The 14,875-nt window shown below is 67.6% G+C and carries 12 protein-coding genes and 1 pseudogene; 4 read left to right on the forward strand and 9 right to left on the reverse strand.

Annotation, left to right across the window (positions count from 1 at the left end; translation table 11 throughout):
* A partial coding sequence (locus IEX93_RS10450; RefSeq protein WP_188848138.1) for a vWA domain-containing protein occupies positions 1-994 on the reverse strand: 994 nt, incomplete at its 3' end.
* A 35-nt stretch (positions 995-1,029) separates the two neighbouring features.
* Between IEX93_RS10450 and tsaD the strand changes: the two genes are divergently transcribed.
* Positions 1,030-2,001 (forward strand): tRNA (adenosine(37)-N6)-threonylcarbamoyltransferase complex transferase subunit TsaD, encoded by a 972-nt coding sequence (gene tsaD / locus IEX93_RS10455; RefSeq protein WP_188848149.1) that lies wholly within the window; start codon positions 1,030-1,032, stop codon positions 1,999-2,001.
* A gap of 39 nt (positions 2,002-2,040) precedes the next feature.
* Positions 2,041-5,034: a preprotein translocase subunit SecA gene (gene secA / locus IEX93_RS10460; RefSeq protein WP_188848139.1), complete on the forward strand. Its 2,994-nt coding sequence runs from the start codon at positions 2,041-2,043 to the stop codon at positions 5,032-5,034.
* Between the two features lie 53 nt (positions 5,035-5,087).
* Here secA and IEX93_RS10465 read toward each other — a convergent pair whose 3' ends face one another.
* From IEX93_RS10465 to IEX93_RS10495, 7 genes and pseudogenes are all read right to left on the reverse strand, one after another.
* On the reverse strand, positions 5,088-5,822 hold the full coding sequence (locus IEX93_RS10465) for a YebC/PmpR family DNA-binding transcriptional regulator (protein ID WP_188848140.1): 735 nt from the start codon (positions 5,820-5,822) through the stop codon (positions 5,088-5,090).
* Positions 5,791-7,343, reverse strand: a pseudogene (locus IEX93_RS10470) (cation:proton antiporter domain-containing protein). Before IEX93_RS10470 ends, IEX93_RS10465 begins: the two are co-directional and overlap by 32 nt.
* 69 nt (positions 7,344-7,412) lie before the next feature.
* Entirely contained in the window at positions 7,413-8,048 is a 636-nt protein-coding gene (locus IEX93_RS10475) for a DsbA family protein (protein WP_188848141.1), read from the reverse strand.
* A 24-nt stretch (positions 8,049-8,072) separates the two neighbouring features.
* A complete protein-coding gene (speE, locus tag IEX93_RS10480) occupies positions 8,073-9,017 on the reverse strand; it encodes a polyamine aminopropyltransferase (protein ID WP_188848142.1) in 945 nt (314 codons plus the stop codon).
* Positions 9,018-9,029: 12 nt separating this feature from the next.
* Complete coding sequence (speD, locus tag IEX93_RS10485; RefSeq protein WP_188848143.1) at positions 9,030-9,428, reverse strand: S-adenosylmethionine decarboxylase; 399 nt, start codon at positions 9,426-9,428, stop codon at positions 9,030-9,032.
* A gap of 42 nt (positions 9,429-9,470) precedes the next feature.
* Positions 9,471-12,047: a DNA translocase FtsK gene (locus IEX93_RS10490; RefSeq protein ID WP_188848144.1), complete on the reverse strand. Its 2,577-nt coding sequence runs from the start codon at positions 12,045-12,047 to the stop codon at positions 9,471-9,473.
* A gap of 61 nt (positions 12,048-12,108) precedes the next feature.
* Positions 12,109-12,600 (reverse strand): OmpH family outer membrane protein, encoded by a 492-nt coding sequence (locus IEX93_RS10495; RefSeq protein ID WP_188848145.1) that lies wholly within the window; start codon positions 12,598-12,600, stop codon positions 12,109-12,111.
* A 99-nt stretch (positions 12,601-12,699) separates the two neighbouring features.
* Here IEX93_RS10495 and IEX93_RS10500 point away from each other — a divergent pair, with 99 nt between their 5' ends.
* Together IEX93_RS10500 and IEX93_RS10505 are read left to right on the forward strand one after the other, a co-directional pair.
* A complete protein-coding gene (locus tag IEX93_RS10500; RefSeq protein ID WP_188848146.1) occupies positions 12,700-13,152 on the forward strand; it encodes a hypothetical protein in 453 nt (150 codons plus the stop codon).
* Between the two features lie 93 nt (positions 13,153-13,245).
* On the forward strand, positions 13,246-13,878 hold the full coding sequence (locus IEX93_RS10505) for a CBS and ACT domain-containing protein (protein ID WP_188848147.1): 633 nt from the start codon (positions 13,246-13,248) through the stop codon (positions 13,876-13,878).
* 54 nt (positions 13,879-13,932) lie between these two features.
* Here the strand turns inward: IEX93_RS10505 and pheA are convergent, their stop codons facing one another.
* Positions 13,933-14,754 carry a prephenate dehydratase gene (gene pheA / locus IEX93_RS10510; RefSeq protein ID WP_188848148.1) on the reverse strand — a complete coding sequence of 274 codons (822 nt, stop codon included), beginning with the start codon at positions 14,752-14,754 and terminating at the stop codon, positions 13,933-13,935.
* Positions 14,755-14,875: the final 121 nt, after the last annotated feature.

Consider the following 14,875-nt stretch of genomic DNA (forward strand, 5'->3'; position numbering starts at 1 on the left):
GGGGGAGGCTTTCCCCCAGGAGGGCCACCCCTTCCAAGAGGGGGTGGGGGGCGGTGAGGAGGACGGGGGTGAGGCTTCCCCCCCTGGGGGCCAGGAAGAGGGTGGGACGGCTTGGGGGGCCTTGGGGGGTGGCGATCCGCACCAGGACCTCGCTCCCCGGGAGGGCGTCCAGGAGGCGGAAAAGCCTCTCCAGGGCGGGAAGCCTGGGGTAGTCCACCCCAAGCCGCCTTAGGCCGAAGGCGGCCTCGTCGTCCAAGGCCAGGGCGTCTTCCCCCAGGAGGCGGGCGGCGAAGCTTTGGGGGAGGCCCTGAAGGCGGGCGAAGCCCCGGGCGGGGACCTCCACCGGGTAGGTCCTCCCCCCCACTGCCACCTGGGCTAGGAGGGGGCGGTTTGCGCTATTCCCCAAGGCCAAGAAGCCGCCTTCCACCGCCACGATCCCTAGGTTTTCCCTAGGGCTTCCCACGCCCACGTACCCCTCCACCCCGGGGGGCGGGGGGCCGTCCGTGGCCACCACCACCGGGGCCTTGAGAAGCCTCCGCCCTAGGGCGATGGCCCCCTCCAGGTCGGCCCGGGGGTCTTCCGCCTTTAGGGCGAGGAGCCTTTCCCTTAGGGCCACCCCGGGGGCGGGGCCGAAGGCGGTGGGCCTCGCCCCGGCCCGCACCAAGACCGCCTCGGGCGCCCTTTCCAGAAGGGGAAGAAGCCTTTCCTTGGCCAGGTCCAGCCGGGTTTTTGCCCCTTCCTTGGCCCCCATGCTGGCCGAGGCGTCCACCACCAGGACCAAAGGGGAGGGTCCCAAGGGGGGGTCTTCCAGGGCGAGGACCAGGAGGGCGGCCCCTAGGAGGAGGAGGAAAAGCCTCAGGTCTAGCCTCGGCCGGAAGCGCCGCCTCCTGCCCTTCCGCCAAAGCCACACCCCGGCCCAAGGGCGCACCCGGGGCCGCCTCGCCCGGTAGAGGAGGTAGACCAAGAGGAGGACCGGGGGTAAAAGCCAGAGCACCTTCCCCTAAGGCTACCCTTGCTAGAGTGGGGACGGTGTGGGTCTTGGGGATTGACACCTCCTGCGACGACACCGGGGTGGGCCTGGTACGGGACGGCCAGGTGGTGGTGAACCTGGTGGCAAGCCAGGTGCGCCTGCACGAGGCCTACGGGGGCGTGGTGCCGGAGCTCGCAAGCCGCGAGCACCTGAAGGCCATCCGCCCCCTTGCCGAGCGGGCCTTGGCCCTGGCGGGCATAACCCCTAAGGACCTCTCCTTGGTGGCGGCCACCCGGGGCCCCGGGCTCATCGGGGCCCTGCTCGTGGGCTACACCTTCGCCAAGGGGCTCGCCTGGGCCTTGGGGAAGCCTTTTTACGCCATCCACCACCTCGAGGGCCACATCGCCGCCGCCTGGCCCGAGGGGCTAGACCCCCCCTTCCTCGCCCTGGTGGCCTCGGGGGGGCACACCCACCTTTATGAGGTCCTGGACCTCGGCCGCTACCGCCTCCTCGGGGCCACCCGGGACGACGCCGCCGGGGAGGCCTTTGACAAGGTGGCGAGGCTTCTCGGCCTTGGCTTTCCCGGGGGGCCCGAGGTGGAGCGCCTGGCGGCGGAGGCGGAGGAGGTGGTTCCCTTCCCCGTGCCCCTAAAGGACCAGGAGGGGTACGATTTCAGCTTCTCCGGGCTCAAGACCAAGGCCCTCCACCTGGTGGAGAAGGGCCTTCCCAAAGCCGCCCTCGCCAAGGGCTTCCAGGAGGCGGCCATCGCCCACCTGGCGGAGGTGGTCCTGAAGGCGGCGGAGGACACGGGGCACAAGGTCCTCCTGGTGGCCGGGGGGGTGGCGGCAAACCGGGCGCTCCAGGCGCGCTTTAAGGAGGCGGGCCTAAAGGTCTATTTCCCTCCCAAGGGGCTTTCCCAGGACAACGGGGCCATGATCGCCCTCGCCGCCTGGCGCCGCTATATGCGGGGCTTTCCCCCAAGCCCCCTCTCCTTGGGGGCCACCGCCTACTGGCCCTTGGAGGAAGCCTAAAGGGGTTTCTCATCCCGAAGGGGTACAATCGGCCTTAGGATGTTAGGCCTTTTGCGCAGGCTCTTTGACAACAACGAGCGGGAGATCGCCCGCTACTACAGGCAGGTGGTGGAGCCGGTAAACCGCCTCGAGGCCGAGGTGGAGAAGATCCAGGACCTGGCCGCCGCCTACCGGGAACTCAAGGAAAAGCACCAGAAGGGCGCTTCCCTGGACGAGCTCCTCCCCATGGCCTTCGCCCTCACCCGGGAGTCCGCCAAGCGCTACCTGGGCATGCGCCACTTTGACGTGCAGCTCATCGGCGGGGCGGTTCTCCACGAGGGGAAGATCGCCGAGATGAAGACCGGCGAGGGCAAGACCCTGGTGGCCACCCTGGCCGTGGCCCTAAACGCCCTCACCGGCAAGGGCGTCCACGTGGTCACGGTGAACGACTACCTGGCCCGGCGGGACGCCGAGTGGATGGGGCCCGTCTACCGGGGCTTAGGCCTTTCCGTGGGGGTGATCCAGCACGCCTCCACCCCGGCGGAGCGGCGCAAGGCCTACCTTTGCGACGTCACCTACGTGACCAACGCTGAGCTCGGCTTTGACTACCTGCGGGACAACATGGCCATAAGCCCCGACCAGCTGGTCCTCCGCCACGACCACCCCCTCCACTACGCCATCATCGATGAGGTGGACTCCATCCTCATTGACGAGGCCCGCACCCCCCTCATCATCTCGGGCCCCGCCGAGAAGGCCACGGACCTCTACTACAAGATGGCGGAGATCGCCAAAAAGCTAGAAAGGGGCCTTCCCGCCGAGCCCGGGGTGCGCAAGGAGCCCACGGGAGACTACACCATTGAGGAGAAGAACCGCTCCGTCCACCTCACCCTCCAGGGCATCGCCAAGGCGGAGAAGCTTCTCGGGGTGGAGGGGCTTTTCAGCCCGGAGAACATGGAGCTCGCCCACATGCTCATCCAGGCCATCCGGGCCAAGGAGCTCTACCACCGGGACCGGGACTACATCGTCCAGGACGGCCAAGTTATCATCGTGGACGAGTTCACGGGCCGCCTCATGCCGGGCCGCCGCTACGGGGAGGGCCTCCACCAGGCCATTGAGGCCAAGGAGGGGGTCCGGATTGAGCGGGAGAACCAGACCCTGGCCACCATCACCTACCAGAACTTCTTCCGCCTCTACGAGAAGCGGGCGGGCATGACGGGCACCGCCAAGACCGAGGAGAAGGAGTTCCAGGAGATCTACGGGATGGACGTGGTGGTGGTCCCCACCAACCGCCCGGTGATCCGCCAGGACTACCCCGACGTGGTCTACCGCACGGAGAAGGGGAAGTTCTACGCCGTGGTGGAGGAGATCGCCGAGAAGTACGAGCGGGGCCAGCCCGTCCTGGTGGGCACCATCAGCATTGAGAAGTCGGAAAGGCTCTCCCAGATGCTCAAGGAGCCCAGGCTCTACCTCCCCAGGCTGGAGATGCGCCTGGAGCTCTTTAAAAAGGCCAGCGCCAAGCAGCAGGGCCCGGAGTGGGAGCGCCTCAGGAAGCTTCTGGAAAGGCCCGCCCAGCTCAAGGACGAGGACCTTGCCCCCTTTGAAGCCCTCATCCCGCCCAAGGGGAACCTGCGCGCGGCCTGGGAGGGCCTGAAGCGGGCGGTCCACACCCTCGCCATCCTTCGCCAGGGGATCCCCCACCAGGTCCTGAACGCCAAGCACCACGCCAGGGAGGCGGAGATCGTGGCCCAGGCGGGGCGGAGCAAGACCGTCACCATCGCCACCAACATGGCGGGGCGGGGCACGGACATCAAGCTCGGCGGCAACCCCGAGTACCTGGCGGCATCCCTTCTGGAGAAGGAAGGGTTTGACCGCTACGAGTGGAAGGTGGAGCTCTTCATCAAGAAGATGGTGGCGGGGCAGGAGGAGGAGGCCAAGGCCTTGGCCCAGGAGCTCGGGGTGAAGGACGAGCTTTTGGAAAGGATCCGCCAGATCCGCGAGGAGTGCAAGCAGGACGAGGAGCGGGTCCGGGCCCTGGGGGGGCTTTTCATCATCGGCACCGAGCGGCACGAGTCCCGCCGCATAGACAACCAGCTCCGCGGCCGCGCCGGGCGCCAGGGAGACCCGGGGGGAAGCCGCTTCTACGTCTCCTTTGACGACGACCTCATGCGCCTCTTCGCCTCCGACCGGGTCATCGCCATGCTGGACCGGATGGGCTTTGACGACTCCGAGCCCATTGAGCACCCCATGGTGACCCGCTCCATTGAAAGGGCCCAGAAGCGGGTGGAGGACCGGAACTTCGCCATAAGGAAGCAGCTTCTGCAGTTTGACGACGTCCTAAGCCGCCAGCGGGAGGTGATCTACGCCCAGCGCCGCCTCATCCTCCTCGGCAAGGACGAGGAGGTGAAGGAGGCCGCCTTGGGCATGGTGGAGGAGACGGTGGCCTCCCTGGCGGAAAACTTCCTCAACCCCGAGGTCCACCCCGAGGACTGGGACCTCGAGGGCCTCAAGGCCGCCCTCCTGGACACCGCGCCCCAGCTCCAGGACTTTCCCTTTGAGGAGCTTAGGGGCCTGAAGGCCGAGGAGGCGGTGGAAAGGCTCGTGGAGGCCGCCCTCAAGGCCTACGAGGCCCGGGAGGCCGAGCTCTCCCCACCCCTCATGCGGGCGGTGGAGCGCTTCGTGATCCTCAACGTGGTGGACAACGCCTGGAAGGAACACCTCCACAACCTGGACGTCCTCAGGCAGGGGATCTTCCTTAGGGGCTACGGCCAGAAGGACCCCTTCCAGGAGTACAAGATTGAGGCCACCCGGCTTTTCAACGACATGGTGGCCTTCATCAAGAGCGAGGTGGCCAAGTTCCTCTTCCGCCTCAAGGTGGAGGCCGAGCCCGTGCGGCCTGTGCGGGAGGCCCCCTACGTGCCTGTGCCCGAGGCCAGGCCGGAGCCTTCCCAGGCCTTCGGGGTGGAGAAGCGGCGCGCCACCCCCCCGCCCCAGCCGGGCCTTTCCCGGGCCGAGCGGCGGCGGCTCATGCGTGAGGAGAAAAAGCGCAAAAAGTAAGCCCTAGGCAAAAAGCGCCCGGAAAAGCCGGGCGCTTTCGCCCTTGAAAAGGGTTAGGCCTCCACCTGGAGGCTTTCCGGGTCCAGGTTGGTGTAGACGTGCTGGACGTCGTCCAGGTCCTCTAGGGCCTCCACGAGCCGCATCACCTTTTGGGCTTCCTCCGGGGAGAGGGCCACGGTGTTCTGGGGGTGCTGCACCACCTCCACCGCCTCCACGGAGATCCCCCGCTTTTTCAGCTCCTCGGCGATCCGGTAGGCCTCCGTGGGCTCGGTGTAGACGGTGAGGCTTTTCCCTTCCTCCTCCAGGTCCAAGGCGCCGAGCTCAATGGCCGCCTCCTGGGCCGTTTCGGTGTTCTCGCAGACGATCACGCCCCGCCTTTCAAACTGCCAGGCCACGCTCCCCGAGGTGCCCAGGGAGCCCCCGTATTTGCCGAAGACGTGGCGCACCTCGCTTGCGGTGCGGTTGCGGTTGTCGGTGAGGGCGTAGACCAAAAGGGCCACCCCGCCGGGGGCGTACCCCTCGTAGACGATCTCCTCGTACTGCTCGGCATTTTCCCCACCTCCTTGAAGCTTTTGTAGGAGGCGCTCAATGTTCTCCATGGGCACGTCGTCGGCCCGGGCGGCTTCAATGGCGTTCCTGAGCTGGACGTTGGCCTCGGGGTAGGGGCTTCCCCCGGCGCGGGCCGCCGCCTGGATGGCCCTGAGGTGCTTGGAGATGAGCTTGCCGCGCTTCAGGTCGTTCGCGGCCTTCTTGCGCTTAATCTGAGCCCATTTGCTGTGACCGGCCATAGTTCACCTTACCCATTATAGCGAGGTTCTCCAGGACCCGCTCCCCGAGCCTTTCCCCAGCTTCCTGGAACGGGTGGAAGATGAGGTGGACCCCTTCCTGGGCCAGCACGGGGTCCTCCTCGAGGAAGTAGCTGGTGGCGGCGACAAGCCCCTGGAAGCCCCGCTCCTTGAGCCAGCGGGCGGCGAGGGTCTTGGCCTCCAGGTCCGGCAGGGCGAGGACCACGGCCTTCAGGCCCCTTAGGTCCAGCCTTTCCCAAAGCTCGGGGTCCTCGGCGTCCCCGTAGAGGACCCGCAAGCCCTTTCCCCGATGGCGCTCCACCTTCTCGGGGTCGGCGTCCAGGCCGAAGGGCCTTTCTCCCCCCGCCTCCAGCGCCCGGTAGACGGCCCCCCCGGTGCGGCCCATACCCACGATGAGGACCGAGGCCCCGTCCAGGCGCTCGGGCTCCTGGTCCGGGTGGAGGCCCCGGCGCTCCAGGCGCAGGAGGAGGGGCTCTAAGCGCTTGTAGAGGGTGTGGCTGTAGCGGCCTAAGGGGGCGGAAAAGCCCATGGAAAGGGCCACCAGGAGGCCGAGGTTGCCCAGGCCCGTGGGCAGGAGGCCCGCTTTTTCCAGGGCCACCCCCACGATGAGGGCGAACTCGGAGTAGTTGCCCAGATAGAGCCCGGCCACGAAGGCGGTGCGGGCCCTCAGGCCGAAGAGGAGGAAGAGGAGGAAGAAGAGGGGGGCCTTAAGGAGGTTTAGGAGGAGGAAGGAGCCCAAAAAGGCCAGGTCAGCCCCCCCTAGCCCCTCCTTAAGGCCGATGTCCAGAAAGAAGGCCACCAGGAAGGCCTCCTTCAGGCTCCAAAGGCTTTTGGCCATCTCCGTGCCCTTGGCGTGGCCCGAGAGGAGGGCGCCCATGAGCAAGGCCCCAAGCTCCGGGGAAAGCCCCAGGCTTCGGAAGGCCTCCCCGCCCAGGAGGGCCACCCCCAGGCCGAAGAGCACCAAAAGCTCCTCGTGGCCGCTATGCTCCAAGAGCCAGGCCACCCCCCGGCGGAAAAGAGGCAGAAGGAGGAGGAGAAGTGCGAAAGGGCTCGGCGCCCCTCCCCCATAAAGGGTGAGGAGGCCCACCGCCACCAGGTCCTGCAGCACCAGGATGCTCACCGCCAGCCGGCCATGGTAGGTGGTGAGCTCCCGCTTGTCCTCCAGGAGCTTGGCCACTAACACGGTGCTGGAGAAGGCCAGAGCCAAGGTCAAAGGCAGGTTCTGGGTGAGGAGGAAGGCCAAGAGGCCGAAGAGAAAGAGATGGAGCCCCCCACCCCCAGGGCCCGGGGCTCCAGGAAGTCCTGGGGCCGCAGCTTGATCCCGATACTGAAAAGCAGGAGAAGAATGCCGATCTCCGCCGCCTGGTGCAGGAAGTCCGTTTCCCGGAGGCCTAGCCCATGGAGGGCGAAGCCTGCCGCCAGATACCCCACCAGAGGGGGCAGCCCCAGGCGGCTAGCCAAAAGGCCCAGGGTGAAGGCGGCGGTTACCCAGAGGGCTTCCATGCCCCAAGGGTAGCAGAGAAAAGGCTCGGGGACGGGGTGTGCTTCCCCCGTCCCTACACCGCCTTCCCCTTACTCCTTCCCCGCCAAGGCCTTATCCAAGAGGGCCTGCCACTCCTCGTAGGGGAGGAAGCCCGTGTGCTTTTCCCCGGCGATGAAGAAGGTGGGGGTACCGGTGAGGCCGAGGTCAGAGGCCAGCTTCTGGTCGGCCAAAACCCCTTCCCGGTGCTTCCCGGAGGCCAGGCAGGTCTGGAAGGCCTGGGTGTCCAGGCCCAGCTGCCCCGCCAGGTCCACCAGGTAGCGGTCCAGGACCTCCCCGGAAAGGTTTGCCCAGCCGCTAGCCGCCCGGAAGAGGATCTCGTGGTACTCGTAGTAGCGCCCCTGGTCGGCGGCGCAGGCCGCAGCCTCGCCCGCCCGGATCACGTTCGCTTGCCCGGGGAAGGGGAAGTCGCGGAAGAGGTAGCGCACCTTGCCCGTGTCTATGTACTCGGCCTTGAGCCGGGGGAGGATGTTTAGGGCGTGGTTTTGGCAGTGGGGGCAGAGGTAGTTGGAGAAGTCCACCACCACCACCGGGGCGTCCTCCCGCCCCAGGGCGAAACGGGCGCCCTGGGCCGGGTCCACCCCCGCCTTCCCCTTGGGCCCCCAGAGGATCCAGCCGAGGCCCAGGAGGGCCAGGGCAACCACTACGAGAACTATAGCGCGCGGCATGGCTTCACTTTACCCGAAGCGGATCTAGCCCGCATAGGGGGCCTGGCGGGCCTCCCCCTCGGGGGTGACGTAGAAGGGGTTTTGGTCGGTGGAGACCATGGTCTCCTTCTCCAGGGCCTCGAGGAGGTCCTTAGGCAGGACGAACATGGCCTCGAGGTAAGGGGCGGTGAGGTGGCGCAGGGCGAGGTTCCGCTCCCGGATCCGGGCCTCTATGACCCCTTCGGAGAAGGCGGCGGGGTCAAAGGCGTCGGAGGCCAGGAGGAAGCCGTAGTTCAGGAAGAAGCCCGGGATGTGGTTCTTGTAACTCCGCACGTAGCGGAAGGCCTCCCTGACCGTCCGGTGGACCACGGGGTGGACCCGGTGGTGGGTGAGCATGATCATCCCCGCCTGCATGCCCATCACCCCGCCGGGGTTCAGGTGGGCCTTCACCAGGCGGTAGAACTCCACGGTGTAGAGGAGCCTGGCGGGGTTGTCCTCCCCCACGGGGTCGGTGAGGTCAATGATGATGACGTCGTAGCGCTCCTCCGTGCGCTCCAGGTAGGCCCGGGCGTCGTCAATAACCAGGACGGTCCTCGGATCGTCAAAGGCCCCCTGGTGCCACTCGGGCATGTGGCGCTTGGCCACCTCCACCAGCTCCCCGTCAATGTCCACCATCACCGCCCGTTCCACCGTGGGGTGCTTGAGGACCTCCCGGAGGGTGGCCCCCTCCCCGCCTCCCACGATGAGGACCCGCCTGGGCTCGGGGTGGGTGAGCATGGCGGGGTGGACCAGGGTCTCGTGGTAGATGTACTCGTCCTTTTCCGTGCTCTGGACGTCCTTGTCCAGGATGAGCACCTTGCCGAAGCCCTTGGTCTCAAAGAGGAAGTAGTCCTGGAAGGGGGTCTTGCCCGAGGCGATGACCCGCTCCATCCGCCGCACCAAGGTCTCGTAAGGGGTGACGTGCTCAAAGAAGTACATCCCGTAGTCCATAGGTCCTCCTTTCTAAGGCTTCTCCGCGCCGAAGCCGCGGCGCTTGATGGCGTGCTCCGTGCCCCGCCAGTAGCGGAAGGCGGACTCCTCCTTGGCCCCGAAGGCCCGGGTGAGCCCCTTGAGCACCTCCTCCGGGTCCACCCCGTCCCGGTAGAAGTAGAGGTCCAAGGTGGCGGAGGCGTTGTCCTCGGGCCAGGTGTGGATCATCACCGCGGCCACGGGGCTTATGACCGCCGCGGAGAGCCCCTGGGGGTGGAACTTGTACACCACCGACTGGGCCGAGCCCTTGGGGGCCCCGAGGCGCATCACCGCGTCCACGAGGGCCGCCTCCACCATCTTGGGGTCCTCCAAAATGTCCACGTCGCACCCGTAGATCTCCGCTACCCAACGCCCGCCCGGCACCGTTTCCACAAGCGCCTATCATAGCCCCCCGGGGGAGGGGGGGCAAGCCCCTCAGCCGAAGAAGTCCTTGAGCTCCTCCTTGGTGATGAGGACCTCCCGGGGTTTGGAGCCCCGGGGTGGGCCCACGATGCCCATGGCCTCGAGGGCGTCCATGAGCTTCCCCGCGCGGGCGTGGCCGATGGAAAGCCTCCGCTGCAGACGGCTCACCGAGCCGTACCCCTCCTCCACCACGATCTCCGCCGCTTTCCTCAGGAGGGGGTCGGAGAAGTCCACCTCCCCCGGCCCTCCTCCCTCCGGGGCTTTTGGGGGTTCAAAGTCCGCCCCGTAGGCCTCGGCGAAGCGGTCGGGGAAGCTTTGCCCTCGGAGGAAGCCCGCCAGGCGGGCCACCTCTTCCTCCGAGAGGTAAGGGACCTGGAGGCGCACGGGCTTGGGAAGGCCGGGCTGGAGGAAGAGAGCGTCCCCTTGGCCGATGAGGCGCTCCGCCCCTTGGGTGTCCAGGATGGTGCGGGAGTCAAAGCCGCTGGCCACGGCGAAGGCCAGGCGGGCGGGGATGTTCACCTTGATGAGGGAGGTGAGGATGTCCACGCTGGGGCGCTGGGTGGCGAGGATGAGGTGCATCCCCGTGGCCCGGGCCATCTGGGCCAGGCGCAGGATGGCCGCCTCCACCTCCTTGGGGGCGGTCATCATCAGGTCGGCGAGCTCGTCCACCACGATGACCAGGTAGGGCAAAGCCTCATCGGGCCCCACCTTGGCGTTGTACTGCTCCAGGTTCCGGGCCCCCACCTGGCTCATCATCCGGTAGCGCCGTTCCATGTGGGCCACGGCCCCCTGCAGGACCCCGGCGGCCTCCTCGGGGCTCGTCACCACAGGGCGGACCAGGTGAGGGATCCCCTCGTAGGGGGTGAGCTCCACCATCTTGGGGTCAATGAGGAGAAGGCGCAGGGTGGTGGGGAGGTGCTTGAAGAGGAGGCTTGCGATGAGGACGTTGATGGCCACGCTCTTCCCGCTTCCCGTGGAGCCGGCGATGAGGAGGTGGGGCATTTTGGCGAGGTCCCTCACCCAGATCTCCCCCTCAATGCTCTTGCCTAGGATGAGGGGCAGGAGGGCCTTGGCGTTTTGGAAATGGGGGGAGAGGACCGCCTCGGAGAAGCGGACGAGTTCCCGCTTGGGGTTGGGCACCTCCAGGCCCACGGTGTTCTTCCCCGGGATGGGGGCCTCAATCCGCACCGCCCCCACCGCCAGGGCCCGGGCCAGGTCGTTCTGCAGGCTCTGGATGCGGCTGATCTTCTCTCCAGGGGCGGGGAGGATCTCGTAGCGGGTGACGCTGGGCCCCCGGGCGTGGCCCACCACCTGGGCCTGGATCCCGAAGTGCTTCAGGGTTTCCCCGATGGTGCGCTTGAGCCGCTCGGCCTCCTCCTCCAAGGCCCTCGAGGCCCCCTTGGGCTCGGGGGGGTCCAGGAGGTCGGGGGTGGGGAGGGCGAGGGCGGTGGAGGCGGGGGCTTTCCGAGGCTTGGGGGCGGGCTCGGGTTCGGGCTCGGGGAAGACCAGGTCCAGGTCTAGGTTCAGGGGCTCGGGCTCCGGGGCCTCGGGCTCGGCCTTGGGGGGAGGGTTCCCGGTGAGGAGGGCTTTGAGGCCTTCCCTCTGGGCCTCGGGGTGGGCGGCCAGGAAGGAAAGCCACGCCTCCAGGGCTTCCTGGCGGCTTAGAAGGTCCTCCACCAGGCCCGAAAGGGCCTCCCAGGCGGCCCGCCTTTCCTCCTTGAGGGCCTGGGCCTTCAGGATGCCCTTGAGGCTCGCCCGCACCGGGGGCACGGGGGCGAGGGCCTTAAGCCTCGCCCAGAGGGCCTGGGCCTCGAGGTGCAGGGCGGCCCGGCGCTCCTCCAGGGCCTCCCGCAAAGGCCCTTCCCCGGGGACCGGGTCCTTGAGGGCGGCAAGGAGGGCTTTGAGGGTGGGCTCCAAGGGGCGGGCATCCCCCTCCATGGCCCGCTTGAGCTCCTGGGCCCGCTCTTCCAGAAACGCCCGGAGGGCCTTTTCCACCTCGGGGAGGGTTTCGGGGCTTAGGGTCTGGGCGGTTGCCAGGAGGCCCGTGTGGTCCGGGTAGAGGCGGGCGAGGCGCTTCAGGGTGCGCCTTAGGCCCCAGGCCTTAAGCCCCAGGCGGGCCCGCCTGACCCCCTGGACCCCAAGCCGAATCCCCTGGAGGAGGAGGGTGAAGGGGGGCCTGCCCCGCCAGAGGTCTAAGACCGCCAGGCCAAGCCCCACCGGCAGGGCCAGGCCCAAAACCCCGGCGGCCTCCAGGAGGGCCCCCCGGATCCCCTGGCCCACCCTCCCCGAGAGGGTGGGGAGGAGGGGGAGGAGGGCGAGGGCGAGGAGGTGGAGGAAGAGGAGGTGGCGGAGGAGGGGCCTGAGGGCCTTTCCCCGGAGGAGGGCCAGGCCCATGAGGGCCAGGGAAGGGGGGAGGAGGTAGGCGGAAAGCCCCAGGACCTCGTAGAGGTAAAGGCGGAGGACCTCACCCAGAAGCCCTGTGGGCCAGGGGTAGAGGGGGGCGAGAAGGGCGATGGCCGCCCCGAGGAGGACCGCTCCCCAGGCTTCTCCCTCCCGGGACCCTTTGGCCATGGGCTTCCGCTTCGCCATCTTCGGCAATTATACGGAAAAAAAGGCCCCAAGGGGCCTTGGGGCCTTGGCCAAGGGGCCTCTAGCGCTTAAGCTCTTGGATCACCACTTGGGTGAGGTCGGTGTCGTTGCTGGCGTAGACCACCAGGCCTGACTGGGCCGCCACCTGGCGGCTCATCACCACGCTGAAGCCTTGGGCCTGGGCCACCTTGGCGATGGCCCGGTCCACGTCCTCGAGGATGGGCTTTAGGGCCTGGTTCTGCCGCTCCCGCCACTTCTCCAGGGTGGACTGGTAGGTCTTCATGAGGGCCTCGTAGTCCTGGCGCTCCTTGGCGCTGGCCTGGCCGGAGCGCACCTTCTGGTCCAGGGGCTTGAGCTTCTCCTCCAGGGGGGAGAGTTCCTTCTTGGCCTGGGCCTGCACGTCCTGGACCTTCTTGTAGTCGGGGTGGGCCTGGATGAGGGCGTCGGCGTCCACGAAGCCCACGCGGCTAGGGACGTTCTTGTTCTGGGCCATAAGGGGCGTAAGGCCGAGGCCAAGCCCGAGGAGAAGGGCGAAGAGGGAAAGCCGCTTCATGCCCCGTAGCCTAGCGGCCTTCCGTGAAGCCCGGGTGAGAGGAACCTTTTTGGCCTTTGGCGCCTCTTCCGGTTATCCTAGGGGGCGGAGGTGAAGGGTATGCGCAGGTTCTTGGGTGTTTTCCTCTTTGCGTTTGCGTTGGCCCTGGGTTCCTTGGCCTCGGCCCAGCGGGCCATCGGCTTTAGGCTCTCCCTGCCCGAGCCCGGGCCCGGCCTTGGGGTGGGCCTCGAGGCGCCCTTGGAGCGGAACCTGGCCTTCCGGGGTTTCGCCGACCTCTTCCCCGGGGGCCCTAGCTTCCTCGTGGGGGGAGAGGTCCTCTTCAAGCCCGACCTGGGCCAGCTGGACCGGGACCTTAGGGGGATCCGCCCCTACTTCGGCGGGGGGCTTGCGGGGCACTTCGGCGACCAGAGCCGGCTGGGCCTCCACCTTTCCTTGGGGGTGGAGGTCCTCTTGGACCCCAGGACCGGGGTCTTCCTGGACGGGGAGTACTTCTACCCCTTTGACGGCCCTGGCCGCTTCGGCAGGGTGGTCCTGGGGGCGAACCTCCGCTAGGGGCTTTTCCCCTTGACCCCGCCTCCTAAGAGGGGCGGGGACATTTTTCCCCTAGGGCGCCGGGTAAGTTTAGGGGGAAAGGAGGAATAGAGGATGCTCGTCCGCGACTGGATGACCCAAGACCCCCTCACCGTGGCCCCCGAGACCCCGGTGCTCGAGGCCATCCGGATCCTCAAGGAGAAAGGCTTCCGCCGCCTGCCCGTGGTGAAGGAGGGCAGGCTTTTGGGCATCGTCACCGACAAGGACCTCAAGGACGCCATGCCCTCCAAGGCCACCACCCTCTCGGTGTGGGAGATGAACTACCTCCTCTCCAAGCTCACCGTGGAGGAGGTGATGGCGAGGCCCGCCGTCACCATCGGGGCGGACGAGCCCTTGGAGAAGGCGGCCCTCCTCATGGAGGAAAAGAAGATCGGGGGCCTTCCGGTGATGGAGGGGGAGAGGCTTGTGGGCATCATCACCGTGACCGACGTGCTCCGGGCCTTCATTGAGGCCCTAGGCCTGAGGCTTGGGGGGCTTCGCATCACCGTGGACATCCCCGACGTCCCCGGGGCCCTGGCCCAGATGGCCCGGGCCGTCCCCCCGGCCAACATCGTCTCCATCGCCACCGCCGCCCACCTCCCCGGCTACCAGCGCCTGGTGATGCGGGTGGTGGGGGAGGACGTGGAAGGGGTGCCGGGGCGCCTTAGGGCCGCCGGGGAGAAGGTGGTGGACGTGCGGCCAGGCTAGGTACTCCACCGCTGCGAAAGACAGGGTGGAGGCCCTGGTATGGGCGGTGGGCCCTCAGGCCCCGTTTTTGTGGGCGGGGTAGGAGCCCAAGACCTTGAGAAAGGCCGCCCGTCTCAGGAGGTGGAGGAGGGCCTGGGCGGGGCCGGGGTCTTCCATGTGGCCCTCCAGGTCCAGGTAGAAGAGGTAGCTAAAGGGCCTGTCCCGGCGGGGCCTGGACTCCAGCTTGGTGAGGTTCACCCCCGCCTCGGCGAAGACCCTTAGGGCCTCCAGAAGCCCCCCGGGGCGGTGGCGCACGGCGAAGACGATGCTGGTCTTGTGGGGGCCTTCCCCCTTTGGGGCCTCCTCCCGGCCGATGATGAAGAAGCGGGTGTAGTTGTGGGGGTAGTCCTCAATGTTTTCCGCCAGGATCTCCAGGCCGTAAAGCTCGGCGGCCCGCCTCGAGGCGATGGCCCCAAGGCCCGGCTCCGGGTTTTCCGCAAGCTCCTTGGCCGCCCCGGCGGTATCGTAGACGGGGATGGGGGTGAGGCGCATCCGGGCTAGAAACCCGTCGCACTGGGCCAGGGCCTGGGGGTGGCTCTTCACCGCCTTGAGGTCCTTAAGCCCCGTGCCCTTGGGGGCCAGGAGGCAGTGCTCCACCCGGTGGACGATCTCTCCCACCACGTGGAGGTCGCTTTCCAGAAGGAGATCGTAGGTTTGGTTGATGCTCCCCGCGGTGGTGTTCTCCACGGGCACCACCCCAAGCTCCGCCTCCCCCGCCTCCACCGCCTCAAAGACTTGGTGGAAGGTGGGAAACCCCAAGGGCTTGGCCTCGGGGAAGCGCCTAAGCACCGCCTCTTCGCTGTAGGCCCCTTCCGTCCCCTGGAAGGCGATCCGCATGCCCCTCATCCTACCCCATGGATGCCCTGGGATCTTGGGGCGTAGGATTTTCCAGACTTGACCACTATGTCGCATAAAGCCCCAGGAAGCGCAGAGCGGAGAGGGGGTTGAAGGAGAAGGC

It is taken from the genome of Thermus composti (assembly GCF_014647535.1).
In the GTDB taxonomy this organism is placed as follows: domain Bacteria; phylum Deinococcota; class Deinococci; order Deinococcales; family Thermaceae; genus Thermus; species Thermus composti.

Coding starts and splice junctions, on each gene's coding strand:
- IEX93_RS10475 (WP_188848141.1), bottom strand. CDS start 8,048: ATGCCGCGCGCTATAGTTCTCGTAGTGGTTGCCCTGGCCCTCCTGGGC.
- IEX93_RS10495 (WP_188848145.1), bottom strand. CDS start 12,600: ATGAAGCGGCTTTCCCTCTTCGCCCTTCTCCTCGGGCTTGGCCTCGGC.
- IEX93_RS10465 (WP_188848140.1), bottom strand. CDS start 5,822: ATGGCCGGTCACAGCAAATGGGCTCAGATTAAGCGCAAGAAGGCCGCG.
- secA (WP_188848139.1), top strand. CDS start 2,041: ATGTTAGGCCTTTTGCGCAGGCTCTTTGACAACAACGAGCGGGAGATC.
- pheA (WP_188848148.1), bottom strand. CDS start 14,754: ATGCGGATCGCCTTCCAGGGGACGGAAGGGGCCTACAGCGAAGAGGCG.
- IEX93_RS10490 (WP_188848144.1), bottom strand. CDS start 12,047: ATGGCGAAGCGGAAGCCCATGGCCAAAGGGTCCCGGGAGGGAGAAGCC.
- IEX93_RS10500 (WP_188848146.1), top strand. CDS start 12,700: ATGCGCAGGTTCTTGGGTGTTTTCCTCTTTGCGTTTGCGTTGGCCCTG.
- speE (WP_188848142.1), bottom strand. CDS start 9,017: ATGGACTACGGGATGTACTTCTTTGAGCACGTCACCCCTTACGAGACC.
- IEX93_RS10505 (WP_188848147.1), top strand. CDS start 13,246: ATGCTCGTCCGCGACTGGATGACCCAAGACCCCCTCACCGTGGCCCCC.